Genomic DNA, 25016 nt, shown 5'->3' on the forward strand with positions numbered 1-25016 from the left:
GGACCTCACATCGGGGGAGGGGCGGGGGCGGGACCCAGAGTGGTCGTGCCCGGCGCGGCCCGGTGGCCCAGACCCGTGCGGTACGCGTCCATCGCGGCCTCCACCCGTCCGCTGCGGCGCAGCAGGTCGCCGAGGAGCCGGCAGAGGTCGGCCAAGTCACCGACCGCGCTGGAGCGTTCGAGGAGGGAGAGCGCGGCGCAGTAGTGCTCCTCGGCGCGTTCCGTGTCGCCGCGTTCCTCGGCGATCAGTCCGAGCAGCCGGTGCGCACCGCCCGCGTGGACCGCCCCGCGCCCGGCCCCCAGCGTCCCGGCGCCGTCCCCCGCCTCGTCGCCCGTGGTGAGCAGCGGCCGCAGCAGGGCCTCCGCCTCGTCGGGCTTGCCGCGTCGGCGCAGCACGTCGGCGAGCTCGACCTCCACCTGCTCGGTGAAGAGCGCGGCCCGCTTCGAGGCGAGGATGGACCGGGCGGTGCGCAGCTCGCTCTCTGCATGCTCCAGGTCACCGTCCTGCGCGTGGACGTAGCCGCGCATCCAGTGGCAGTGGGCGAGTTCGGTGCGGATGTGCAACCCGCGGTAGAGCTCCTGGGCCTTGGCGAGCGACGCGTCGGCCTCGGCGATGCGGCCCTCCGCGATGAGCGTCCGCGCCACCCCTCGGTGCATGCCCGCGACCAGCGCCGGGTCGTCGACGCGTGGGGCGAGCGCGAGCGCCAGCTCCGCGGCGTGGGCGGCGCGGGCGTGCGCGCCCATGTCCATGTAGGGCGCGATGGACGCCGTGTACAGGAGCAGCAGGGCGTCGGGGTCGTGCAGGCCGGCGGCGTTCAGCTCGTCGAGGGTGCTCTCCAGGAGGTAGCAGGCGTAGCGGAGTTCGCCGGTGAGCAGGTGGGCGGTGGCGCGGCCCCGGACGGCAGGCACCCGGCGCGGCAGCGGCTCGTCGGCGAGCAGCCGTTCGGCGGCCTCGAAACGGTCCCGGGCGTGGGTGAGTTCACCGGCCTCCAGGAGGCAGTCGCCGAGCCCCATGAGCGCGTCGGCCTGCTCCTGGACGAGTGCGTGCTCGACGGCTTCTTCGTGGAGTACGCGGAACAGCTCCGCGGCGTCCTCGGGCGCACCGGTCGCCAGGGCGCGCCGGGCGTCGGACAGGCGCAGCCGGAGCCCGGCGGCCAGGTGGGCCGGGCGGCCCGTGGCCAGTTCGTCGAGGCTGACGCCCAGACGTTCGGCGAGGTGGCGCAGCGCCGTCTCCGACGGGCGCACTTTGCCCGCCTCCAGCGTGGAGACGTAGGCGGGGGTGTAGGCGGGCTCGGCCAACTGCCGCTGGGTCAGGCCGCGTTCGCGGCGCAGCCGCTGGACGCGCCGTCCGATCTCGGCCGGGTCGTCGGGGGGTGGGCCCCCGGGGGAAACGTTCTGCGCCACCGCTGCCTCTCCGTAGGTCACATCGCGCCGCCGTCCACGGGATGCGTCGAACAGCACCGCGCGAGACTACCGCCGACCGCGGGACGGATCGGCGAGAACCTGACTACCCCGCAAGCGACTTGGCGCACACCCATTGCCCGGCGCACAAGAAGGCCCTACGTTGATCCGCGCATTAACCACGCTTAACCCGCCATTTATATCGCGGACTTCGGAAGGACGCCCATGCCCCCCACGCACCGAATACCCGGAGCACCCGGCCGCCCCAGACGCACACCGCTGCGCATCGCCCTCGCCGCGGGCACCGCCCTCACGGCGGCTGCCGTCGCCACTGGCCCCGCGGGGACCGCCACCGCCGCCAACCCCGAACCGGCCGCCCGGGGCACCCAGCACGTCGAGTACTTCACCGGACCCGGCACACACCCCCGGCACACCGAGGTCTCCGCGCCACCGGCGCTCTCCCCGGGGGAACGCGCCAGGATCAAGGGTGACGGGGACGTCGTCCCGATCGTGGAGGCCGGCCCGACCGGGACCAAACTCGACGTCGTCTTCATCGGCGACGGCTACACCGCGGCCCAGCAGGAGGACTTCCACGCCGACGTGCGGGCCAAGTGGGCGAAGATGTCCGCCGTCGAGCCGTACGCCTCGTACAAGAGCCTCTTCAATGTGTGGGCCGTCGACGCCGTCTCCCGGCAGTCCGGCGTCTCCGGCGATCCGACCCAGGGCACCGTCAAGGACACCGCGCTCGGCTCGGGCTTCTTCTGCGACGGCATCGAACGCCTCCTGTGCGTCGACACCAACAAGGTCGAGTCGTACGCGAAGAAGGCCGCCGACCCCGACCTCGTCATCGTCCTCGCCAACTCCACCAAGTACGGCGGCGCGGGCTACAACGACATCACCTCGCCGTCCGGTTACGACGGCATCGCGACCGCCTCATCGGACAACGCCCAGTCCGACCAGGTCGCCGTCCACGAGACCGGCCACTCGCTGGGCAAGCTGGCCGACGAGTACTGGTACGACGAGTACGGGACCTACCAGGGCGCCGAGCCCTGGGAAAGCAACATCAGCAAGCTGACCGCCGACCGGCTCACCGCGCAGCGGAAGAAGTGGTACCGGTGGATCGGTCAGACCTCACCGGACGGCGGCACCGTCGGCGCGTACCAGGGCGGCGGCTACTACCCGCGCGGGCTCTACCGCCCGACCGCCGACTCGATCATGCGTACGCTCGGCCGCCAGTTCAACCTGCCGGGTCGTGAGGCGATGATCGCGGGCTTCCACCGGCACGCGTCCGTCGTCACCGCGCAGACCTCCACGGACAGCCCGGTCCGGCGCGGCGACACGGTCCGCGTGCGGGTGGCGGACGGTGTCCGGCTGCGCTGGAGCGTCGACGGCCGCGAGGTCAAACGGTCCAGGGACGAGCACGCCGTGACGCCCCGCGCCCTCGGGGTCCCCGCCGACGGGCGGGCGCACACGCTCTCGGTGCGCGCCACCGACCCGACCGACGCGGTCCGCGACCCGGAGCTGCGCGGCCTGCTGACCGACTCCCTCACCTGGCGGGTGCGGCGCTGACCGGTTCGGGTCCACGACGCGTGCCGGCCGGCCCGTGTCCAGAACCGCTCACGGGGTGGGGGCGCGCTGCCGTCCCACGTCCCCGCGGACGGCGGTCGCGGCGACCGGCACGCTCGACTCGCGCACGACGAGCTCCGGTGCGAGCCGTATCGCGCGCCGCGGTCCGCCTTCGCCATCCACGAGGCGGCGGCCGAGGAGACGCGCCGCCTCGGCGGCCAGCTCGGCCACCGGCTGGCGGACCGTGGTGACGCCCGGCGCCGAGAGCGCCGCCATCGGGATGTCGTCGAACCCGGTGACGGCGACCTCGCCGGGCACGTCCGCACCGAGCTGCTGCAGGCGCTGCAGCGCCCCGATGGCGATCAGGTCGTTGGCGCAGACCAGCGCGTCGGGGCGGGAGGGCCACACCTCGTCGACGGCGGCCCGCCCCCACTCCACGGAGAAGTCGCCGAGGACCACCCGGTCCGGCGCCCCCGCATCCAGGGCCCCGGCCCCGGCGGCATAGGCGGCGCGCCGCTCGGCGGCGGTCGAGGCCGTCCCCGTGGCACCGAGGAAACAGACCCGGCGGCGGCCCGTGGCGGCCAGATGATCGAGGACGAGAGCCATGCCCGCGGCGTTGTCGACCGCCACGGAGTCGGCGACGGCGGGACCGCAGCCCCGGTCCATCAGGACGAGCGGCACCCGCCCGGCCGCCGCGGTCACCGCTTCTCTGCTGCGCTCCTCGTGCGCCGGGATCACCAGGAGCGCGTCGACCTGCCGGCCGAGCAGGTCGGCGATGTACTCGGCCTCGGCGACCGGGTCGTCGTCACAGTCGGCCAGCAGCACGGCCCGCCCCTCGGCGTGCAGCGCGTGCGTCAACTCCCGTACCAGCGTGGGGTAGAAGGGGTTCGTGATCTGCGGCAGGACCAGGCCGACGGTGCCGGTCGAGCGGCTGCGCAGGGCCCGCGCCGCGTGGTTGGGCCGGTAGCCGAGCGCCTCGGCGGTCTCGCGCACGCGCCGGGCGGTCTCGGCGCCGACGGGGCGCGTACCGGCAAGGACCCGGGAGACCGTGGCGACGGAGCAGCCGGAGGCCCGGGCCACGTCTCTCAGCGTTACGTCGGCCACGCCGCGCCCACCCTTCGATGCGTTTCGGCAAACGTTATCAGCGGGTCTCAGAGCTCACCAGGCCCCATTTTCAGGGCGGATTCTCCTTGTTGGGGCAGGCCCGTGCCGGATCTATGCCGTTTTAGGTGGCTCTGGATGATCCCGGGATCATGTCCGTTCCGGGCGAGTTTGCTGGGGTGTGTCGTCGGCCATTGACATAATTCGCGCCGGTGCACAAAGTCTTGGGAGAACGTTTTCCCGAGCCTGCGCCGCACAGCGTCGTCAGCTCAGCCGAACAAAGAGGTTCCGCGATGCCCCGAAAGATCATCCTGGATTGCGACCCCGGACATGACGACGCGATCGCCATGCTCCTGGCCCACGGCAACCCGGATGTCGAGCTGGTCGCCGTCACCACCGTGGTGGGCAACCAGACCCTGGAGAAGGTCACCCGCAACGCCCTCTCGGTGGCCCGCATCGCGAACATCACCGGCGTCCCCTTCGCCGCCGGCTGCTCACGCCCGCTGGTGCGCACCGTCGAGACGGCCCCGGAGATCCACGGCGAGAGCGGCATCGACGGCCCCGTGATGCCCGAGCCCACTCTGGCCCTGGACGAGCGGCACGCCGTCGACCTCATCATCGACACCGTCATGGCGCACGAGCCCGGCGAGATCACCATCGTCCCGACCGCCGGCCTGACCAACATCGCCATGGCGGCCCGCAAGGAACCCCGCATCGTCGAGCGCGTCCGCGAGGTCGTCCTCATGGGCGGCGGCTACCACACGGGCAACTGGAGCCCCGTCGCCGAGTTCAACATCAAGATCGACCCCGAGGCCGCCCACATCGTCTTCAACGAGCCGTGGCCGGTCACCATGGTCGGTCTCGACCTCACCCACCAGGCCCTCGCCACCCCCGAGGTCATCGAGCGCATCGGCGAGGTCGGCACCGCCCCCGCCCTCTTCGTCAACGAGCTCCTCGACTTCTTCGGCGCCATGTACCTGGAGGCCCAGGGCTTCGACGCGCCGCCGGTCCACGACCCGTGCGCCGTCGCCTACGTCATCGACCCGGACGTCATGAGCGTCCGCAAGGCCCCCGTCGACATCGAGCTCACCGGCACGCTCACGCTCGGCATGACCGTGACGGACCTGCGCGCCATCGCCCCCGACGACTGCCACACCCAGGTCGCCGTCGACCTCGACCACCGGCGCTTCTGGGACCTGATCGTGGACGCCCTCGAGCGGATCGGCGACGTGCGCGCATGAACGCCTCCTTCACCGAACCCGCCGCGGCCCCCGGCGGCACCCACGGCTCACGGCCCGTGCGCATCGGGGTCCTGGTCGCCGCGCTCCTCGCGGCCTGCTTCGCCTTCCAGCTCAACGCGAGCATGCTCAGCCCCGCCCTGAAGAACATCGAGGACTCCCTCGGGGCCACCTCGGCCGAGATCGGCCTGACCCAGACCGCGTTCTTCACCTCGGCCGCGCTCTTCTCGCTCTTCCTGCCGCGCCTCGGCGACCTCGTCGGACGCCGCAAGGTGCTCGCCGGAATGCTGGCGCTCATGGTCGTCGGCTGCGTGGTCGCCGCGCTCGCCGAGAGCGTGCCGATGCTCTTCGCGGGCCGCGTCATCCAGGGCATCTCGGGACCGACCGTGCCGCTCTGCCTCATCATGCTGCGCAACGAGGTCCACGAGCCGAAGAAGTACGGCACCCTGCTCGGCGTCATCACCGCCGTCAACGGCGGCATCGCCGGCGTCGACTCCCTCGGCGGCGGCTTCCTCGCCGACCACTACGGCTTCCAGTCGGTGTTCTGGGCCATGGCCGCCGTCGCCGCCATCGCCGCGCTCCTCGTCGCCACGCTCACCCCCGAGTCGCGGGCCGCCGACACCGCCGACACCCGCATGGACTGGCCCGGGGTCACCCTCCTGGTCATCTCGGTCGGCGCGGCCCTCATCGCACTGAACGAGGCGGGCAAGCTCGGCGCCGCGAACTGGGTGCTCGTCGCGATCCTGGTCGTCGTCGCGGCCCTCGCCTTCGCCCTGTTCTGGCGCACCGAGGACCGCAGCAGCCACCCCCTGGTCGCCACCCGGCACCTGCGCCGGCGCTCCACGTGGGCGCTGCTCCTCACCACGGTCCTCACCATGACCGGCGTCTTCGCCGTGATGAACGGCATGATCCCGGCCTTCGCCCAGGACGCGCAGGCGGGCTTCGGGATGGGCGCCGAGCAGTCCGCCTGGTGGACCCTGACGCCGTACGCCCTCGCGGGCCTGGCCATGGGCCCCCTCGCAGGCCGCCTCGCCGCCACGTACGGCTACGGCCGCATCCTGCGCCTCGGCCTGATCGGCTCGGCCGTCACGGTCGCCCTGATGCTGTTCACCCTGCACGCCGACTCGCGGCTCCTGCTCCTGGTCACGTCGATCCTCATCGGCGTCACCTACGCGGGCGTCGGCAACATCGTCCTCAACGGCCTGGGCATCGTGCTCTCGCCGAAGGAGAACCCCGGTTTCCTGCCGGGCCTGAACGCCGGCGCCTTCAACCTGGGCGCGGGGCTCAGCTTCGCCGTCCTCTACGCCGTGCAGACCGCCGCGGCACCGGCCGACAAGACCTCGCCGGCCGGTTACACCGCGGGCATGATCGCCGGAGTCGTCCTCATCGGGGCCGCCTTCGCGACGTCCTTCCTCATCCCCAAGCCGGTGGAGGCGGAAGCCACCCCGTGAGCGCGGCGCGCCGCTCAGAGCCGCACGCGCGGCAACCCCGTCACGGACATCACCAGTGAGTAGAGCGAGCTGGTGGCCGTGATGAAGAGCCGGTTGTTCTTCGGTCCGCCGAAGGCGATGTTGGACACCGGCTCCGGCACCCGCAGGCGCCCGATGAGGGTGCCGTCCGGGTCGTAGCAGTGCACCCCTCCCTCGATGGCGGCGGCCCACAACCGGCCGCCGTCGTCGAAGCGGAGGTTGTCGAACCGGCTGACGTCGTCCTTCGCCTCCGCGAAGACCTTCCCCTTCGACAGCGTGCCGTCCTCCCGCACGTCGAAGACCCACAGGCAGCCGCCCCGCGTGTCGGACACGTACAACTGCCGCTCGTCGGGCGAGAAGACGAGACCGTTCGGCGCCCCGAACCCGTCCGCGACCAGCCGCACCTCGCCCGTCGCCGGGTCGATCCGGTACACGTTGAGGCCGTCGATCTCGGGCTCGGCGCGGAACCCCTCGTAGTCGCTGGTGATCCCGAAGTCCGGGTCCGAGAACCACACCGAGCCGTCCGAGCGGACCACCGCGTCGTTCGGGCTGTTCAGCCGCTTGCCCTGGTAACGGTCGGCGAGCACCGTGATGCTGCCGTCCGGCTCGGTGCGGGTGACCCGGCGATTGCCCTGCTCGCAGCTGATCAGCCGGCCCTCGCGGTCGAGGGTGTTGCCGTTGACGTGCCCGGCGGGCGAGCGGAAGACGGAGACGGCACCGGTCGTCTCGTCCCAGCGCAGCAACCGGTCGTTGGGGATGTCGCTCCAGATCAACTGGCGCCAGGCGGGCAGGTAGAGGGGCCCCTCGGCCCACCGGCAGCCCCCGTACAGCTTCTCCAGCCGGTCGTCGCCGTTCGCACACCGTCCGGTGCGGAACCGCTCGTCCAGGATCTCGTACGGGGAGGTGCTGTCATTGTCGGACATGGATACCCCTTGGCGGCCATCGAGCAAATGTCGTTCGGTCGATCATGACTATGTCAGAACGTTGTATGGTTGCGCCATGGTGACTGTGGATGACGTGGACCGCCGGCTGATCGCCCTCCTCCAGGAGGACGCGACCATCTCGTACGCCGCGCTCGGCAAGGGCGCCGGTCTCTCCGCGGGCGCCGCCCATGAACGGGTGCGCAAGCTCCGCGAGCGCGGGGTCATCCGGCGAACGACCGTCGACGTGGACCCCACGGTGCTCGACCGCGGGGTACTGGCCTTCGTGATGGTCGACTCGACGTCGTGGATGGGCGATTCCGCCGCGGAGTTCGCGGCGATCCCCGAGATACAGGAGGCGCACGTCATCGCGGGCAGCGCCTCGGTCCTGGTCAAGGTCCGCACGGCGACGACCACGCAACTCCAGGACGTGCTGCGCCGGTTGTACGCGATCGAAGGGGTCAGCGGCACCCACGCCACCGTCTCCCTGGAGACGTTCTTCGAGCGTCCGGTGTCGCCGCTGCCCCTCTCCGGCTGACCTGGCCGGCGCGGTTCACGCCCCCGCGTTCAGATGCTGCCGCCGCCGTCGACGCTGAGCACGGTGCCGGTGATGTAGTCGGCGTCTGGACCGGCGAGGAACGCCACCGCGGCCGCGATGTTCTCGGGCGTGCCGATCCTGCCCAGCGGCCGGTCGGCGGCCTCGGCGAGGAACTCCGCCTCGGACTGGCCGAGTTGGCGCGCCTCGTGCGCGAGCATGGGGGTGCGCGTGTCGCCCGGCGCGACGCAGTTGACCCGGATGCCCGCCGGGCCGTGGTCCAGCGCCAGGGCCCGGGTCAGCATCACCACGCCGGCCTTGGCCGTGCAGTACGCGACGGCCTTCTCTCCCGCGCGCAGGCCCCACCCGGAGGCCACGGTGACGATGCGGCCGTGCCCCGCCCGTTCCATCATGGGCAGCACCGCCCGGCAGACGAGGAAGACGGAGTCCACGTTGTCCGCGAACGACCTGTGCCAGTCCTCGAGCGACAGCTCCGGGACCGTGCCGCGCCGGATGCTGCCCGCGACACAGCACACGTCCGTGATGACGCCGAATCTGCCGACGACCTCCTTGACCATGGCCGCCACGTCGTTCTCGTCGGACACGTCGCAGAGGAACGGCTCGGCCCGCCCGCCGGCGTCGCGGATGCGTCCCGCCACGGTCCGCGCCGCGTCGTCCCGGTCGACCACCGCCACGGCGGCGCCCTCGTCCGCGAGCTGCCGCGCGACGGCACCGCCGATCCCACCGCCGCCGCCGGTCACCAGCGCCACCCGTGGGTCGTGCCGGGGCCCCGTCACCGCTGGCCGCCCGAGAGGGTTCCGTCGAACAACTGGGTGAGCAGGGCCTTCTGGGTGTGCAGCCGGTTCTCGGCCTGCTGGAAGATCTTCGACCACGGCCCGTCCTTCACCTCGGCGTCGACCTCCTCGCCCCGGTTGGTGGGCATGCAGTCGAGGTACACCGCGCCGTCACCGGCCCGCCGCATCAGCGGCGCGGTGACCCGCCACCGGTCCGCGAGCCGCGTCCGCGCCTGGATCTCCTCCTGCCCGTCGAGGGTGGGGGACTTCCAGCTCAGCGTGTACACCGCGGCGCACTCCGCGACGGCGTCCTCGAGGTCGTGGGTCAGCTCGACGCTCGCGCCGGTGCGCGCGGCGACGGCCCGGGCGGCGCGGGTCACCCGCTCCTCCGGCGCGAAACCGGGCGGATGCGCGACGGTGATGCGGTGGCCGAGCGCGGCGGCGGCCATCATCGAGGAGTGCAGCACCCCGGGGGTCTTCTGCCGCGGCGAGTACGACCAGACGTACACGACCCGTTCGTTCGGCACCCGCGCACCGAACAGCTCACGCAGCGTCATGAGGTCGGCGAGCACCTGACAGGGGTGCTCCTCGTCGTCGAGCGCGTTGATGACGGGGATCGTCGCCCGCTCCGCCATCGTCCGCAGGCGGCGGTGCCCGGCACCGTACTCGTTCATGTCGTACCAGCGCACCACGAGCGCGTCGAGGTAGCGGTTGAGCACGCCGATGGTGTCCTCGATCGACTCGCGGTTGGCGAGCCGCAGTTCGTCGACGCCGTACGGGTAGCTGTCGGCGCCGAGCTGGGAGGCGGCGACCTGGAAGGAGACCCGGGTCCTGGTGGAGGGCACGTTGAAGAGCAGGCCGATGCAGCGGCCCGCCAGATGGGCCCGCGTGTCGTCGCCGCGCTTCATCGCTTCGGCGAGGTCGAGCAGGGCGCACATTTCCTTGGCCGATAGGTCCTGTATTCGCAGGATGTGTCGCGCCGTCACGTGAGGACTCCTGTCTCGGTGGGTGGGGTGACGCGCTTGCGCAGCCACCGCTCGGCGATGACGGAGAGGAGCAGCATCGCGAGCGCGATGACGAGGCTGATGCCGAAGAACGGCAGCATGGCGACGGTGGCCGCGATGACGGCCAGGTTCAGGCGGGCGGTGGCGCCCCGGGGGAGGAGCCGGGCGGCGGACAGGAAGGCCATCAGGAAGATGAGCAGGTACGTCGCCGATGACGCCTTGATCAGGGTCGTCTCGCTGGAATCGGTGATCAGCAGGAGGACGACCGACACCGCGTAGCCGGGCAGGAGGGCGAGGACCGCCCGTGCCGGGACACGGCCGCGAGAGGAGAGCCTGCTGAGCCCGGTCGGCAGGATGCCGTCGCGGGCGAGCGCGAAGACGACGCGCGAAGTACCCAGGCACCAGGCGTTGGTGGTGAGCAGCAGCAGGATCCCGGCCACCAGGAACCCGCTGCTCTGCAGCCCGGTCCCGGTGGCCACCTGAAGGAGGCGCACGAAGGCCGTGAGGTCCGACTGCCCGGCGCTCGTCTCGGGCAGCGCCACGGCGACGGTGAACGCCATGGCGAAGTAGAGCAGCCCCACACAACTGACCGCGTAGAGAATCCCCTTGGGAAAGGTGTGCCCGGGATCCCGCACCTCTTCGGCCACCGGCGCCGCGTTCTCCCAGCCGATGAATCCGAAGAAGCAGATGAGCAGCGTACTGCCGAGCGCGCCCCAGCCGTGCGGCGCGAACGGCGTGAGGCGGTCGTACTGACCCTCGGGCAGCGCCAGGCAGATCACGACGGCCAGGAGCAGCACCACGGCGCCGAGGACCACCATCTGGGCGCGCGTACTCACCTTGATGCCCCAGAGGTTGAGCGCCACGCAGAAGACGATGACGGCGGCGCCCGCGAGGAGCGCCGCCCGGTTCGATGCCGTGGGGTCGACCGCGGAGAGCAGATAGCGGCCGGCCGCGAGCCCCAGCACCGGATTGCCGGCGAGCAGCGTGAGGAGGAGGAAGACGGCGGCGACACGGCCCGCCCGGGCGCCGAAGGCCGCCTCCACGAACTGGGCGACGCCCTTGCTCGTGGGGTGCCGTACGGACATCTTCGCGAAGATCAGGGCGAAGGGATAGCTGTAGACGATCAGCAGCCCCCATGCGAGCAGGGACAACGGCCCGGCCTCGGCCCAGGCGAGCGAGGGGATGAGCAGCACGCCCGCGCCCATCACGGAGGTGACGTAGTGTGCGACCAGTCCCGAGGTGCCCAGCTGCCGCGGCAGTTGAGGGGACCCGGACGCTTGGGTGGGAGCCCCCTCGAGGGACGTCATACGGTCTGACCCGCCTGTTCTTCGCGCGAACCCTGCCAGAGCCCGTCCATCGTCTCGTGACTGATCCGCTTGTGCAGGTCGGCACGGGACGCGTAACCCATATTGATGATGAGGCGGCGGCCGCGGCTCAGCGGATAGACCCGGTGCAGGGTGGTGTCGGTGCGCATCAAATAGAGGTCGCCGGGCCGCAGTTCGAAGGAGTGGATGGGCTGTGCGATGAACTGGCGGTGCAGCTGCGGATCCTGCTTGTTCCAGTACGTGCGGGGCACGCACTGCACGAATCCGCCGTGCTCGGCGGGCGGGCAGGCGACCACCCAGACCAGCGCGAAGCTGTAGTCGTCCCAGTGCCATCCGTGGGTGTCACCGGACTGTTCGAGTTCGGTGATCACATACCGCTCCGGCTCGTAGGGGCAGGTGAGCACCGGCTCGCCCGCGACCTTCCCCAGAGCGTCCAGGAGATCCGCCGACGCGTACACCGCCGGTATGACGGATCCGTGATCGCTGATTTCCCTGTGGCGCACATTGCGCATCTGCCGGGGAGTGTCCCCGGTCTCCTTGAAAGTCATTCCGCGGCGGACACCGTGTTCCTCGACGAGTCTTTCGATTTCGTCGGCAACCGCAGATTTCACGTCGTCCGGGGCCAGGAACGGCAATGTGGTGAATCCCCGCTGGAGGAAATCACGGCGTGCGCTCTCCAGCAGGTGTTCGTCGACATTCCTGACCAGGTGTTCCGAGAGGGACTGAACGAGGCCCCCGATCCGCTCGTCCGGTCGCATGACCAGCTCCCAACGTCGTCGGCAGGAGGTTTGCTCACTTCGGTCTTCGGCCTTTATTGAAGACGGAAGCCTACCCGGTCACCCTGTGGGCACCAAGGAAAGCGACGCATTCAAGCCAGCGGAAATGTTGCGAAATTGTTTTTGACGGATCGCTTCTTTCTGTCACGCGTGGCGCGGCGGTTTCAGGCGCTTAGCCGTCCCCCCGGTCGGCGACCCGCACCGACAGCCCGTAGTCGAGTTCGGCCCCGTCGACGAGCAGCGCCTCCACGGACCGGGTCGCCGGGTCGATGTCGGCCTCCATGCCGTCCCCCACGTACCGCGGATAGCCGGAGGCGCCCGTGTCCCCGGTGGCCACCACCACCGCCGAACGCAGGGCGCCGGCCCCGCCGCTCGTGCTCTCGCCGCTCTCGGTGAACTCGGGCACCAGCAGCAGCTCGTAACTCTGCGGATCAGTCTTCATGCCGGTGACGCTAGACAGGAGTCGCCCGCGCCGCACGCCCACGCGCCGCGTGCACTCCGCCGATGCTCCGAACGGCACCGCCCGCGGCGGGGCCGCTCACCGGTCCAGAGCGCGGGCGGCCGCCGCCACCACCGCGTCCGCCAGTGCCGCGAGCGCGGGGGAGTCCAGCTTCCACTGCTGCCAGAACAGCGGTACGTCCACGACCCGTTCGGGGTCGAGCAGGGTCAGCGTGCCGGCGCGCAACAACGGCTCGGCCTGTGCCTGCGGCACCACACCCCAGCCGAGACCCGCCTCGATCGCCTCGACGAAGCCCCGCGAGGAGGGAACGTAGTGGCGCAGCCGGGCTGCCCCGCGGCCGCCCGTCACCTTGCGCGCGAAGTCGTCCTGCAGGCAGTCGCGGCGGTCGAAGAACAGCACGGGCGCGTCCGCGAGGACCTCTCCCAGCGGCACCCGCGGCCAGTCGCCCAGCCGCCGCGCCGCGAACTCCGGCGAGGCGACCGGCAGATACCGCATCCGGCCGAGCCTGCGCACCGTGCACCCCGCCACCGCGTCCGGCGACGACGTCACCGCGGCCATCACCGAACCCTCGCGCAGCAGCGACGTCGTGTGCTCCTCGTCCTCGCGGCGCAGCTCGAAACAGATCCGCATCTCGTCGGGGATGCGTGCCAGCGCGGACAGGAACCACGTCGCGAGCGAGTCGGCGTTGACCGCGACCGGCAGGACGGCGGACTCGCCCGTCCCGCTGATGCCGAGCTCGGCGCGCGCGTCCCGCTCCAGGCGCGCCAGCTGCCGGGCGAACCGCACCACGACCTGCCCCGACCCGGTGGGCCGCACCGGCTTCGTCCGCATCAAGAGGACCCGGCCGGTCCGGCGCTCCAGGGTCTTGACGCGCTGGCTCACCGCGGACGGCGTGACGTGCAGCACGGCCGCCGCGGCGTCGAACGTGCCCTCGTCGACGACGGCGAGCAGCGTCCGCACGTGTTCGAGCGGCAGCTCCGATACCGCTCCCGACCAGAGACCCGCTGCTTCTCCCACATCGGACACCCGGCGTACTCCCGTAAACGAGGAATCATGAGGATTGCTTAAGCTACCTGAGAATCTGTACCTGTACTTATAGGCCCGATGATCCTTAACGTCGATGCCCATGGGAACAGCACTCACCGCGACAGCCGCCGGGTTCGGCACCGGACTCTCGCTCATCGTCGCCATCGGCTCACAGAACGCCTTCGTCCTGCGCCAGGGAATCCGGCGTCACGCGGTGCTCAGTGTGGTTGCCATCTGCGCCGTCTCCGACATGGTGCTCATCGCCGCGGGCGTCGCCGGGGTCGGCACCCTGGTCACGGCCTGGCCCCCGGCCCTCACCCTCGTCGGCCTCATAGGAGGAGGCTTCCTCCTGTCGTACGCCGTGCTCGCCGCACGCAGGGCGCTGCGCCCCACGTCGATGACGGCCACCGGCGCGGCGGCCGGGTCACGGCGCGGCGCACTGCTCGCCTGCCTCGCCATGACCTGGCTCAATCCGCACGTCTACCTTGACACGGTCCTCCTGCTCGGCTCGGTCGCCGCGGGCCACGACGGGCTGCGGTGGGCCTTCGGGATCGGCGCGATGCTCGGCAGCGTCTGCTGGTTCACCGCGCTCGGCTACGGCGCCCGCCTGCTCAGCGGCTTCTTCGAACGGCCCGCTTCCTGGCGGGCCCTGGACGCCCTGATCGCGGCGACGATGGCCTTCATGGGTGCGACGCTCGTCCTCGGGGTGCTCTGAACCGCACTGTCACGCGCGAGCGTCCTCCCACAGCTCGGCGCGGTACGCGCCGACCAGCGCGGCGATGCGGGCCACCGCCTCGGCGGCGGGCAGCGGAGCGGGGCGCCGGCCGTCGCGCAGCCGCAGGGCGACCAGCTCGTCGTCGTGCTCCCGCGCGCCGATGACGGCCTGGTACGGCACGAGACGGGCGGCACGGATCCGCGCGCCCAGACTTGCGCGCTCCGGCCCGGCGAGCTCGGCCCGCAGCCCGAGCTCGGCGCTCCGGCGCAGCAGACGCTCGGCGCCGGGCATCTGGGCCCCGGAAACCGGCAGGATCACCAGCTGGGTGGGGGAGAGCCAGGCCGGAAAGGCCCCGCCGTGCCGCTCGATGAGATGGGCCACGGCTCTCTCCACACTGCCGACGACACTGCGGTGGACCATCACCGGACGGTGCTTGGCGCCGTCCGCGCCGATGTAGTGCAGATCGAACCGCTCGGGCTGGTGGAAGTCGACCTGGACGGTGGAGAGGGTCGACTCGCGGCCGGCCGCGTCGGCCACCTGCACGTCGATCTTCGGGCCGTAGAACGCGGCCTCGCCCTCCTCCGCTTCATAGGGCAGCCCGGAACGGTCGAGCACCTCGGTCAGGAGCGCGGTGGACCGCCGCCACTTCTCGGGGTCGGCGACGTACTTGCCGCCGGGCCCCGGCAGGGAGAGCCGGAACCTGGCCGCGCGGATGCCGAGGGCGTCGTACGCCGAGCGGATCATCGCCAGCGCCGCGGCTGCCTCGTCGGCGACCTGGTCCAGGGTGCAGAAGATGTGCGCGTCGTTGAGATGGATGGCCCGGACCCTGCTCAACCCGCCGAGCACGCCGGAGAGTTCGGCGCGGTACATGCCGCCGAGCTCGGTCATGCGCAGCGGAAGTTCGCGGTAGCTGTGGGACCGGGAGCGGTAGATCACCGCGTGGTGCGGACACAGGCTCGGCCGCAGCACGACCTGCTCGCCGCCCACGTCCATCGGCGGGAACATGTCGTCGCCGTAATGCGACCAGTGCCCGGAGATCTCGTACAGCTCACGCTTGCCGAGCACCGGCGAGTACACGTGCCGGTAGCCCGCCCGCCGCTCGGCGTCGCGGATGTACTCCTCCAGGGCGTGCCGCACGGCCGCCCCGTCCGGCAGCCAGTACGGCAGACCCGCGCCGATCAGCGGGTCGGTGCCGAACAGGCCCAGCTCGCGGCCGAGTCCGCGGTGATCGTGCCGGGCCTCGCGTTGTTCGTACCGGGCTTCACGGTGTTCGTGCCGGCGGTCGGCGTCGTCGTCGTGCGAACGCATGCGCATCACGTCGTTCATGGGGTCTCCTCGCGGACATCGGGCGAGTGACCACAAGCCGAAGCCCCGGGGCACTCGCCCCGGGGCTTCGGACTCGGACATCGGTCAGCGCGCCGGGACACTCTCCGGCGTCGTCGTCACTGCGGCGCGCTTCTGCATGCCGCGACGGTAACAGGACGCGACCTGTCCCGGCTCCGCCTTTTCCGGCCGTGGCGGCAGCGGGGAAAGGCGCGGCTCCTAGCGTCGCTTCGTCGTGCGGCGCCAGCCGAAGGGACCCGGCAGATCCATCGACGTCGTACGCCGGCCGGTGCTGCTGTGCGTGCGCCGGGGTCCGTGACGGCCGCCCGTCGTGAGGGACCACGAGCGCTTGTTGATGTTCAACCGCACCCCGGGAAGTATCCGGAAACTCTTGCGGAACGTGAGTGGCATGGACTCCTCCTAGCGTCCTTCCGCGAGTACCCGGGCAGGGCCGTCCGTCACGTGCGCACGCCCGCACCGGCGTCCCCTAGGTGATCGAGGGTGATCGATAGGGGGAAACCCTCACCCACGGCGGCCAGTTGGGATGATGTGGCTACCCGGTCGGCTCCGCGAAGCTCTCCCCATGACGAAGATCAGGCACAGCGCCATGCCGAAGACCAGGCGCAACGCCACACTGCTGGCCGCCTCCGCCGCCGTACTCACCCTCACCGCGCCACTGGCCGCGACCGCGTCGGCCTCGCCGGCGACGGCCACGACGAAGACGGCGCCCCAGCCGCTCGACTGGACCACGTGCGAGGGCCACGGCCCCGAGTCGCGGCAGCGGTGCGCGACCCTCGACGTGCCGATGGACTACGCCCACCCCGAGGGCAAGAAGATCCAGATCGCCGTCTCCCGCATACCGAGCGAGAAGCCGGCCGCCCGCCGCGGCGCCCTCCTGCTCATCCCCGGCGGCCCCGGGGGCTCCAGCATCGACGACCCCTCCGGCAAGGGACAGAGACTGCCCCGGGATATCCGGGACAAATACGACCTCATCGGTTTCGAGCCCCGGGGACTCGGCCGCTCGACCCCCGTGACCTGCGGCTTCGAACACGCCGACCTCGCCACCACCAGACTGCGCCCCTGGCCCGCCCCGGACGGCTCCGTCACCGAGAACATGACCGCCGCCGCACGCATGGCGCAGGCGTGCGCCCGCAACGGCGGCGACCTCATCGGCAACATCAGCACCGCAAACAACGCTCGGGACATCGACCGCATCCGTGCCGCGCTGGGGGAGCGGAAGGTGTCGGCCTGGGCCGTCTCCTACGGCACGTACGTCGGCGCCGTCTACAGCCAGCTGTTCCCGCACCGCACCGACCGCGTCGTACTGGACAGCAACGACAACCCGGACCCCACCCGGGTCGGCCGGGGCTGGGTCGCCGCGCACGAGGCCGGCGTGGAGGACACCTTCCCCGAGTTCGCCAAGTGGGCCTCGGCGCCCGGCAATCCGGACCGCCTGGCCGACACCGCCGCCGAGGTGCGCCCGCTCTTCCTGCGCCTCGCCGCCCGCCTCGACCGGGAGCCGATCCCCTGGCCCGGCGCCAACCCCGGGGAACTGAACGGCAACGTACTGCGCCAGACCATGCTGGACACGATGTACGACCCCGACGACTTCCCGGACCTTGCCCGGCTGATCCGGGCGGCGGAGAAGGGCACTCTCCCGCCCGCACCCCAGTCACCGCCCGACGAGGCCCTCCAGAACGTCATCGCCGTCGGCTCCGCCACCCTCTGCAACGACATCGCGTGGCCCACGTCCACCGCCGTGTACCAGCGGGATGTCACCCAGAGCCGTACCGCGTTCCCGCTGACCGCGGGCATGCCCAGGAACGCGATGCCGTGCGCCGCCTGGCCCTTCGAGCCGAAGGAGAAGCCGGTACGCGTCACCGACCGCGGCCCGTCCAACATCCTGCTCGTCCAGAACGAGCGGGACCCCGGCTCTCCGCTGAGCGGCGCGCTGAAGCTGCGCAAGGCCCTCGGCCAGCGCGCCACCATGGTGACGGTCGACGCCACCGGCCACGACGCCTACCTCGCCAACGGAAACGCATGCGGGGACCGGACGGTCTCGCGCTTCCTCGCCACGGGGAAGCGGCCCGCCCACGACACGTACTGCTCCTGAGACGGCGGCCGCGTGTGAAGGTCGTCACAAGCGGCCGTCTCATGATCGGGGTCGGGTGCCACGGGGGCACCGAGTTCGCGTAAGGTCGCGGGTCGGCCGCACACGGCCGCCCGAGAAACGCAGTCACCGAACAAGGAGCCGCAGGTCATGTCGGCCAATGACGCCACCCAGGCGCCGATCTATCACACCCTCGTCCAGGAGCACGGCGATGTCGTCGCCACGGCCCGCAAGGCCGCGGAGGAGACCCAGCAGACGGCCGAGGACCTCCTCGACTTCAGCTCGCCGGGCGGCGCGAGCGCGCCCGCGGGCCCCGCGTCCTAGCGGCCGCGGCGCGGCATGGGTGTCGCAGCGATCCGGGACGACGGCGAGATCGTCACCGGGTTCCCCGGACGGCGCACAGCCCGGGGAACCCGGCCCGCCCCGGCCCAGCCGACCCGCCTCGCTGCCCGGTCCCGTCCGCACCGCCTCGCATCGCGGGGGCCCGATCGGCCAGGATGGCGCAATGGATTACGAGTTCTGGAAAGAGATCCACGCCCGCGGAGGCATCCCCGCGGTCAAGAGCGCGCTGGAGGACCTTCCCGGTGACCTCCCGGCCAAGGACGCGGAAGCCGCGACCGAGCTGGCCCTGAAGGTCATCGAGGACGACATCGCCCGCATCAACGCCCGGGCCGACCGCGCCGAGGCACGGGCCCGCCGGCTGGCGGAGCAGGCCCGCGAGGTGAACCAGCAGCTCACCGAGCACGCCACCCGCGCATCGGATGAGCCGACACCCGGCGGCACCACGCCGTGAGGTGACCCGAGGCGCCCGAATGACGTGAGAATCACCACCGGCACGGAGCGGGCGCGACCACGGGCCAGATACGGCCGTACGTCACCTCAGCCGGCACGGGCCGTAAGCACCTCCGCGCGCACCGGCCAGAGCACCACGGCAGACACGGCCGACGGCACCTCGACGGGCACGGGCCACAGCACCTCGGCAGACACGGGCCCGGCCGGCCGCCCTCACGTACGCGCCATCAGCCGCACCATCGCCATGTCGTGGCGTGCCTGGAGCCCCGCGTCCGACGACACCCGCAGCAGCGCGCCGAGCGCACGCACCGCGCCGTCGTCGTAGCCGCACGACTCCGCGTCGCGCGCCGCGGCCTCGAGCCGGCGGATGCCCTCGGCCTCGTCGCCCATGCCCAGCAGTGCCTCCCCGATCACCGTGCGCAGCAGCACCCGGGCCGCGGCGGAGGCCTCCGACGGGCTGTCGAGGTCGAGCGCGGCGACCGCCGTCTCGAAGGCCGGCCGCCACTCGCCCGCGTCGAGGCGGTGCCGGGCGAGGTGGTAGAGCGCGAGGCGTTCGGTGGTGCGGTCGCCCACGCTGTGCGCGAGCTCCGCCGCGAGCGCGCACCCCTCGGCGGCCTCCTCGGGGCTGCCGAGCTCGGACTGCGCCAGCGAGAGGTTGATCAGTGCCGTCGCCTCACCGCGCGGATCGCCGGCGCGGGCGGCAAGCACGGGCGCGGCTTCCAGATGGACAAGCGCCTCACCGATACGGCCCTCCTCCGTCAGCACCCACCCGAGCAGGGCGAGCACCCGTGACTCGGCGCGGGCGTCACCGTCGGCGCGGGCCGCCTCAAGTGCCGTCTGCAGGAGGGGAGTCCAGCCGTCCCGCACCCGCCACACGATCTGCGGCCACTGCGCGAGCACGAGCCGCCACGTCCTGGCGTGCAGTCCTGCCGCGTGTGCGGCGGCCGCGGCCAGCGCCAGATCGTCGCGCTCGGCCGCGTACCAGTCCATCGCCTGCTCGCGGTCGGTGAACTCCCGTACCGCCTGCGGCTGATGGAAGTCGGCGGGCAGGCCGAAGCAGGACTCGTCGCCGGGCTCGGCCGCGTCCGCGGCGGCCAGCGCCGTGGCGACGCTGTGGTCGAGCCCCCGCACCAGGGTGTCGGGCGCTGCGTCCAGCCCGCGCGCGTACAGCCGTACGAGATCGTGCAGCGTCCAGCGGTCCGGCCCGGTCCGGATCACCAGGTGTGCCGCCGCCAGCTTGTCCAGCGCGGCCTCGGCGGCCTCCGCCGCGGTGCCGGCGAGGGCCGCGGCGGTGTACCGGTCGACGTGCGTGCCCGGATGCCGGCCGAGGTGCGCGAAGTGCCGCGCGGCGCCTTCGGGCAGTCGCCGAACCGTCAGTCGCAGCGCCGCCCGGACGCCTGTGTCCTCCACGTCCAGGAGGCTCAACCGGCGTGACTCGTCGGACAGTTCGGCATTCATGGAGCTCAGGGACCAGTCGGGCTGGTCCGCGAGGCGCGCGGCGGCCACGCGCAGCGCGAGCGGCAGCCCACCGCAGAGCGAGGCGAGCCGCCGGGCGGCCACTTCCTCGGCGAGGACACGCTCCTTGCCGAGCACCGCGGCGAGCAGGGCGGTGCTGTCCTCCGGTTCGAGTACGTCCAGGGGTACGGGCCGCGCGGCGTCGGACGCGATGAGGCCGCGCAGCCGGTACCGGCTCGTGACCACGGTGACGCACTGCGCGCCGCCCGGCAGCAACTCTCTGACCTGCTCGGACGCGCGCGCGTTGTCGAGTACGACGAGAAGCTGGCGCTCGGCGCACAGCGAGCGGAACAGCGCGGACGCGGCACTGCCCGACTCCGGGATCCGGCGCGGGGCCACCCCGAGCGCCAGCAGGAACTCCCTGAGCACCTCTAGGAGGGTCGGCTCGCCCGTGTCGCTGAACCCGCGGAGGTCGGCGTAGAGGAGTCCGCCGGGGAACTGGTCGCGGTTGCGGTGGGCCCAGTGCGTCACGAGGGCGGTCTTGCCGACGCCCGCGGGCCCGGTGACCAGACAGACGGGCGCCTCACCGGCGGCGGCCCGGGACAGTGCGGTGAGTTCCCCGGCCCGCCCGTGGAAGCCGCGCGGCATGCGCGGCAGGAGGTCGATCATGCCGGGCGGGGGTGAGGCGGGCAGCCCGTGCACCGGCGGGGGAGCGGCGGCGGCGACGGGAGCGGGGGAGGGGAGAGTGGCGGGAAGCGGGGCGGGGGTGGGGCTTGCCGAGGCCGTAGGAGCGGCTGAAGCCGACCGCGGAGCCGACGTCGACGGGGAGGGGGAGGCGGAGCGCGCCGGTGCAGCTGAGCCGGAGAGCGATCCCGTGCCCGGTCCCGTCCCCGAGGTGGTAGCCGAACCGCGCCCCTCCGCCGCGTCACCCCCGTCGTACTCCCCGCGCAGCACGACCGTGTACGCGTCGGCGAGCTCCCGGCCCGGGTCGACGCCCAGCTCGTCCGCGAGCAGCCGCCGCGTGCGGTGGAACCAGTCGAGCGCCTCCGAGCGCCGCCCGGCCCGCTGGAGCTCACGTATGAGGGCTGCGGACAGCGATTCGCGCAGCGGGTGAACGCTGGCCTCCGCGCGCAGCACCGCCGCGGCCCGGGCATGCTCGCCCATCCGTGAGTACGCGGTGGCCAGCGACTCCACGGAGGCGAGGCGGAGCTCTTCGAGGGCCTGCGCCGCCGCCTGGAGGGGCTGACTCGGATGGGCCCCGGTCAGCGCGGGTCCCTGCCACAGGGAGAGCGCCTCCAGATACATCGCCACGGCGTCGGAGGGGGTGCGCTGACTGCGGGCCAGCGTCACCAGCTCCTCGAAGCGGTGGGCGTCGAGCAGTGATTCCGGCATGCGCAGGACGTACGCCGTGCCCTGGGTGATGAGTTCGACGCCGAACATCTCGGCTTCCGCGCTGTTGAGCAGGACCCGCAGCTGCGACACATGGCCCTGGATGACGCCGCGGGCCCGCGCCGGAGGCTCGTCGTCCCAGAGCGCGCCGGTCAACTGGTCGACGGTGACCGGGTGGTTGGGCCTGAGCAGCAGGGCGGCGAGCAGGCTGCGCCGCTTGGCGGGGCCGAGCGGCAGCACACCCACCTCAGTGGCGACGGACACCGCTCCAAGCAGCCGGAACTCCACTGATGCAACTCCTCCTGCGGGAAAAGATCCAGATTACCGGAGGGGGACGGTGTGACCGAGTACGGTCTGGCGGTGACCAGGGTCCCGGGGGCAGGGCAGGCCGGACGCCCCGCAGGACGAGGGAGAGAGGGACGGCGAGCGGACATGGCGGCCGACTGGGAGTGGGACGACACGTTGTTCGCGGGGGCCGCGCCCTACTACACGCGCGGCAGGCTGCCTTACGCGCCCGGGCTGGCGGACGTACTCGCCGAGGCCCTGCACCTGGACGGGCGGGGACGGCTCATCGACGTGGGCTGCGGCCCGGGAACTCTCGCGCTGAGCCTGGCCCACCTGTTCCGTGAAGTGGTGGGTGTGGACCCCGACGGCGAGATGATCGCGGAGGCCCGCCGTGCGGCCGTCGAGCGGGGCGTGGCCGAACGCGCGCGGTGGGTGCGGGCGCGGGCGGAGGACCTGCCCACGGGACTCGGCACGTTCACTGTCGCGGTCTTCGCCCAGTCCTTCCACTGGATGGACCGCGATCTGGTGGCGGCGACCATCAAGGACATGCTCAGCCCGGGCGGGGCTCTGCTGCACATCTCGGACCTCAAGACGGAGGAGTCCCTTCCCGCCGCAGAACTCCCGCATCCCGCGCCGCCCCAGGCGGCGATGCGAGAGCTGATCCGGCGGTACCTGGGCCCGGTGCGCCGCGCCGGCCGGGGCGTACTGCCGCAGGGCACGGCGGGCGGCGAGGCAGCGGTCTACGCGCGGGCGGGTTTCACCGGCCGGCAGCGCCATGTGGTCCCCGGAGGGCAGGTGCTGGAACGCTCCGCCGACGACGTCGTCGCGGCCGTCTTCTCCCTGTCGAGCTCGGCCCCGCACCTCTTCGGACCCCGCAGAGCCCGCTTCGAGGCAGAGCTGCGCGAACTGCTGCACGAGACCTCCCCGTCCGGCCGCTTCTCCGAACGGGTGCCGAGCACGGAGGTCTTCGTCTGGCGGAACGGCGTTACGAGGGACTGATCGCTCGTGGACCGGCGCGTCCGCGGATCGGCGCGTCCGCGGACCGGGGCGTCCGCGGATCGGTGCGTCTGGGGATCTCCCTCCCGCGAAGCGGGAAATCTGGTCGACAGGCAGTGCCGCGAACCGCTGTGATGGCTCCCGTCCGACCGCCGTAAACACCAGACCGACCACAGGAGCCACTCGTGACGACCGCGCGCATCGCGGACACCGGTACCCGGATCGATGACGCACTGGTGAGACGTCTGGTCGACACGCAGTTCCCGCACTGGTCGGGGCTCCCCTTGAAGCTGCTCGACCCGGCCGGTTCCGACCACGTGATCTACCGGCTGGGCGACGAGCTGTCCGTCCGGCTGCCCCGGCACGGCGACGCCGTCGGGCAGGCCGGCAAGGAGTCGACCTGGCTGCCCCGGCTCGCCCCGCACCTTCCCCTCGCGATCCCCGCGCCGGTGGCGGTGGGGGAACCCGCCTTCGGCTACCCGTGGCCGTGGGCGGTGTCCCGCTGGCTCGTGGGTGAGACGGCGACCGTCGAGGCGCTGGCCGACTCGGCTGAGGCCGCCGTGGAGCTGGCCGGGTTCCTGTCGGCCTTGCAGCGGTTCCCCGCCACCCCCGAGGACCTCTCCGACGAGAGGGCCGGGGAAGGCCTCACCGGCCGGCCGCTGTCCGACCGGGACCGTGCGACGCGGCTCGCCATCACCGAAGTCGACGGGATGTTCGACGTCAGGGCGATGACCGACTTGTGGGAGGCGGCGCTGAACGCTCCCGCATGGGACCGCCCGCCGGTCTGGTTCCACGGCGACTTCCACACCGGCAACCTGCTGACCGTCGACGGTCACCTCAGCGCGGTCATCGACTTCGGCGAACTCGGCATCGGCGACCCGGCCCGCGACCTGATGATCGCCTTCACCCTGATGACGCCGGACAGCCGCACCGCGTTCCGCGATGCCCTCGGTGTGGACGACGCCACCTGGCTGCGCGGACGGGGCTGGGCCCTGGCGACCGGCCTCAACGCCTACACGACGTACGCCGCCGTCAACCCCCGGGTCGCCGCGCAGACCACGAGGCAGATCACCCAGGCCCTCACCGGCTGACAACGGCGCCACCACCAAGACACGACACCACCAAGGCACGACACCACCAAGAGGTGACGTCAGTCGCACAGCGCTGCCATCTGCACCTTCCTCATCCCCGCGCTGACCGGCATGGGCGGCTCGTCCTTCAGTTCCGCGCCGAGGTCGTAGACATTGCCGACGAGGACCAGCTGTCGCCCACCGTCGGTGGTGGTGAAGGAGACGCTGGTGAAGCCGGGCCCGCTGCCGTCGGTCTCCCAGACACCGATCGGCTCGGTCTCCCGTCCCGTGCCGCACCGCACGTCCATGCGCTGCACGCCGAGTCCGTACGCCGGTGCGTCGGGGAACCGCACCGTGGTCAGGAGTTCGCGCTGCTGCGCGGGGCGCAGCAACGTGCCGCCGAACAGGGCCCGGTGGAAACGGGCCAGGTCGTCGACGGTGGAGATCATGGCGCCTGCGGTCCAGTCGTACGACGGGCTGAACCGGGTCACGTCACGCCCCGCGAGGTCGTAACCGTGCAGATGAGGACCGTGAATGGCGGGGTCGGTCAGCGGGAAGGAAGTGTGCCGCAGACCGAGCGGGGCGAGGATCCGCCGATGGATCTCGGAGGGCGCGCTGCGGTGGGTGACCGCCTCGATCACCAGACCGGCGAGGAGGTAATTGGTGTTCGAGTACTTCCAGCCGCTGCCGGGCGCGAAGTCCGGCTCGTGTCGGACGGCGCGGGCGATCACCTCGCGGGGGGTGTAGACGTAACCCCAGTCGTGGCGCTCCAGGTACGGGGCGAAGAACTCCGGTTCATTGGTGGGGTCGTAGATGCCCGAGGTGTGGTTGAGCAATTGCCGGATCGTGATGGCGCTTCCGACGTTTCCGTTTCCCCGGACCACGCCGGGCAGCCATTTCTCCACGCTGTCGTCGAGCGAGAGCCGCCCTTCGCCTTCCAGCTGGAGAAGGACGGTCGACACAAAGGCCTTGGTGTTGCTGGCGATCCGGAAGCGCTGGTCAGGCCGGGCCCCTTCGCCGCTCGCCGTGTCCGCGAGCCCGGCCGCCAGCCGTGACTCCCGCTCCCCGTGCCTGGCGTACACCACGACCCCCGGAAAGCCGTCCGCGACTGTCTGCTCGACGGCCTCCCGAAGGGCAGGGGGAGCGGGCCGTGGGGCCGCCGTTCGCCCAGCGGCAGTTGCCGGACCCACCCCTGATACCCCTGATACGGCTGATATCGCCACCGCACACACACCCGCCCACAGTGCGGCGGTCCGAACACGTGCCT

Annotated in this window: 23 protein-coding genes; 10 read left to right on the forward strand and 13 right to left on the reverse strand. The window is 71.9% G+C overall.

The genetic code is table 11. From position 1 onward, the window contains the following. Positions 1–5: 5 nt before the first annotated feature. Positions 6–1403: a helix-turn-helix domain-containing protein gene (locus ACZ7DY_RS34335; RefSeq protein WP_471142604.1), complete on the reverse strand. Its 1398-nt coding sequence runs from the start codon at positions 1401–1403 to the stop codon at positions 6–8. 222 nt (positions 1404–1625) lie between these two features. Between ACZ7DY_RS34335 and ACZ7DY_RS34340 the strand changes: the two genes are divergently transcribed. Continuing rightward, positions 1626–2969: a M64 family metallopeptidase gene (locus ACZ7DY_RS34340; protein WP_471142606.1), complete on the forward strand. Its 1344-nt coding sequence runs from the start codon at positions 1626–1628 to the stop codon at positions 2967–2969. 48 nt (positions 2970–3017) lie between these two features. Here ACZ7DY_RS34340 and ACZ7DY_RS34345 read toward each other — a convergent pair whose 3' ends face one another. Continuing rightward, a complete protein-coding gene (locus ACZ7DY_RS34345) occupies positions 3018–4070 on the reverse strand; it encodes a LacI family DNA-binding transcriptional regulator (RefSeq protein ID WP_471142608.1) in 1053 nt (350 codons plus the stop codon). Between the two features lie 290 nt (positions 4071–4360). On the opposite strand from ACZ7DY_RS34345, the gene uriH reads away from it, so the two are divergent. Together uriH and uriT are read left to right on the forward strand one after the other, a co-directional pair. Further along, entirely contained in the window at positions 4361–5308 is a 948-nt protein-coding gene (gene uriH / locus ACZ7DY_RS34350; protein ID WP_471142610.1) for a uridine-preferring nucleoside hydrolase UriH, read from the forward strand. Then, the gene (uriT, locus tag ACZ7DY_RS34355) at positions 5305–6756 is read left to right on the forward strand and encodes a uridine transporter UriT (RefSeq protein ID WP_471142612.1); all 1452 of its coding nucleotides are present in this window, start codon (positions 5305–5307) and stop codon (positions 6754–6756) included. The genes uriH and uriT overlap by 4 nt, the downstream gene beginning before the upstream one ends. 14 nt (positions 6757–6770) lie before the next feature. Here uriT and ACZ7DY_RS34360 read toward each other — a convergent pair whose 3' ends face one another. Then, positions 6771–7697 (reverse strand): SMP-30/gluconolactonase/LRE family protein, encoded by a 927-nt coding sequence (locus ACZ7DY_RS34360; RefSeq protein ID WP_471142613.1) that lies wholly within the window; start codon positions 7695–7697, stop codon positions 6771–6773. A gap of 85 nt (positions 7698–7782) precedes the next feature. On the opposite strand from ACZ7DY_RS34360, the gene ACZ7DY_RS34365 reads away from it, so the two are divergent. Continuing rightward, positions 7783–8232: an Lrp/AsnC family transcriptional regulator gene (locus tag ACZ7DY_RS34365; protein WP_471142985.1), complete on the forward strand. Its 450-nt coding sequence runs from the start codon at positions 7783–7785 to the stop codon at positions 8230–8232. A 29-nt stretch (positions 8233–8261) separates the two neighbouring features. On the opposite strand, the gene ACZ7DY_RS34370 is transcribed toward ACZ7DY_RS34365, so the two are convergent. The 6 genes from ACZ7DY_RS34370 to ACZ7DY_RS34395 form a co-directional block, all read right to left on the reverse strand. Continuing rightward, entirely contained in the window at positions 8262–8999 is a 738-nt protein-coding gene (locus ACZ7DY_RS34370) for an SDR family NAD(P)-dependent oxidoreductase (protein WP_471142616.1), read from the reverse strand. A 23-nt stretch (positions 9000–9022) separates the two neighbouring features. Beyond that, on the reverse strand, positions 9023–10009 hold the full coding sequence (locus ACZ7DY_RS34375; protein WP_471142619.1) for an ornithine carbamoyltransferase: 987 nt from the start codon (positions 10007–10009) through the stop codon (positions 9023–9025). Beyond that, positions 10006–11334 carry an APC family permease gene (locus ACZ7DY_RS34380; RefSeq protein ID WP_471142622.1) on the reverse strand — a complete coding sequence of 443 codons (1329 nt, stop codon included), beginning with the start codon at positions 11332–11334 and terminating at the stop codon, positions 10006–10008. Before ACZ7DY_RS34380 ends, ACZ7DY_RS34375 begins: the two co-directional genes overlap by 4 nt. Further along, positions 11331–12110: a HalD/BesD family halogenase gene (locus tag ACZ7DY_RS34385; RefSeq protein WP_471142624.1), complete on the reverse strand. Its 780-nt coding sequence runs from the start codon at positions 12108–12110 to the stop codon at positions 11331–11333. The genes ACZ7DY_RS34380 and ACZ7DY_RS34385 overlap by 4 nt, the downstream gene beginning before the upstream one ends. A gap of 190 nt (positions 12111–12300) precedes the next feature. Then, the gene (locus tag ACZ7DY_RS34390; RefSeq protein ID WP_471142626.1) at positions 12301–12570 is read right to left on the reverse strand and encodes a hypothetical protein; all 270 of its coding nucleotides are present in this window, start codon (positions 12568–12570) and stop codon (positions 12301–12303) included. 96 nt (positions 12571–12666) lie between these two features. Next, the gene (locus ACZ7DY_RS34395; protein ID WP_471142629.1) at positions 12667–13614 is read right to left on the reverse strand and encodes a LysR family transcriptional regulator ArgP; all 948 of its coding nucleotides are present in this window, start codon (positions 13612–13614) and stop codon (positions 12667–12669) included. A 100-nt stretch (positions 13615–13714) separates the two neighbouring features. Between ACZ7DY_RS34395 and ACZ7DY_RS34400 the strand changes: the two genes are divergently transcribed. Beyond that, positions 13715–14329 carry a LysE/ArgO family amino acid transporter gene (locus tag ACZ7DY_RS34400; protein WP_471142632.1) on the forward strand — a complete coding sequence of 205 codons (615 nt, stop codon included), beginning with the start codon at positions 13715–13717 and terminating at the stop codon, positions 14327–14329. Positions 14330–14338: 9 nt separating this feature from the next. On the opposite strand, the gene thrS is transcribed toward ACZ7DY_RS34400, so the two are convergent. Then, entirely contained in the window at positions 14339–15655 is a 1317-nt protein-coding gene (thrS, locus tag ACZ7DY_RS34405) for a threonine--tRNA ligase (protein WP_471142635.1), read from the reverse strand. A 216-nt stretch (positions 15656–15871) separates the two neighbouring features. Then, a complete protein-coding gene (locus ACZ7DY_RS34410) occupies positions 15872–16063 on the reverse strand; it encodes a DUF4236 domain-containing protein (RefSeq protein WP_160502320.1) in 192 nt (63 codons plus the stop codon). A gap of 172 nt (positions 16064–16235) precedes the next feature. Between ACZ7DY_RS34410 and ACZ7DY_RS34415 the strand changes: the two genes are divergently transcribed. The 3 genes from ACZ7DY_RS34415 (at position 16236) to ACZ7DY_RS34425 (ending at position 18555) form a co-directional block, all read left to right on the forward strand. Continuing rightward, the gene (locus tag ACZ7DY_RS34415; RefSeq protein WP_471142637.1) at positions 16236–17765 is read left to right on the forward strand and encodes an alpha/beta hydrolase; all 1530 of its coding nucleotides are present in this window, start codon (positions 16236–16238) and stop codon (positions 17763–17765) included. A gap of 147 nt (positions 17766–17912) precedes the next feature. After that, positions 17913–18086, forward strand: a complete 174-nt coding sequence (locus ACZ7DY_RS34420) for a hypothetical protein (RefSeq protein ID WP_471142639.1) — start codon at positions 17913–17915, stop codon at positions 18084–18086. A gap of 181 nt (positions 18087–18267) precedes the next feature. Continuing rightward, positions 18268–18555, forward strand: coding sequence for a hypothetical protein (locus tag ACZ7DY_RS34425; protein WP_471142642.1), 288 nt, complete (start codon positions 18268–18270; stop codon positions 18553–18555). 212 nt (positions 18556–18767) lie between these two features. Here ACZ7DY_RS34425 and ACZ7DY_RS34430 read toward each other — a convergent pair whose 3' ends face one another. After that, the gene (locus ACZ7DY_RS34430) at positions 18768–21686 is read right to left on the reverse strand and encodes an AfsR/SARP family transcriptional regulator (protein WP_471142644.1); all 2919 of its coding nucleotides are present in this window, start codon (positions 21684–21686) and stop codon (positions 18768–18770) included. A gap of 144 nt (positions 21687–21830) precedes the next feature. Between ACZ7DY_RS34430 and ACZ7DY_RS34435 the strand changes: the two genes are divergently transcribed. Continuing rightward, positions 21831–22682 (forward strand): class I SAM-dependent methyltransferase, encoded by an 852-nt coding sequence (locus ACZ7DY_RS34435; RefSeq protein ID WP_471142646.1) that lies wholly within the window; start codon positions 21831–21833, stop codon positions 22680–22682. Positions 22683–22864: 182 nt separating this feature from the next. Further along, entirely contained in the window at positions 22865–23770 is a 906-nt protein-coding gene (locus ACZ7DY_RS34440; protein WP_471142648.1) for an aminoglycoside phosphotransferase family protein, read from the forward strand. A gap of 59 nt (positions 23771–23829) precedes the next feature. Here the strand turns inward: ACZ7DY_RS34440 and ACZ7DY_RS34445 are convergent, their stop codons facing one another. After that, complete coding sequence (locus ACZ7DY_RS34445) at positions 23830–24981, reverse strand: serine hydrolase domain-containing protein (protein ID WP_471142988.1); 1152 nt, start codon at positions 24979–24981, stop codon at positions 23830–23832. Between the last annotated feature and the right edge of the window lie 35 nt (positions 24982–25016).

This window comes from Streptomyces sp. NPDC037013, assembly GCF_055607265.1.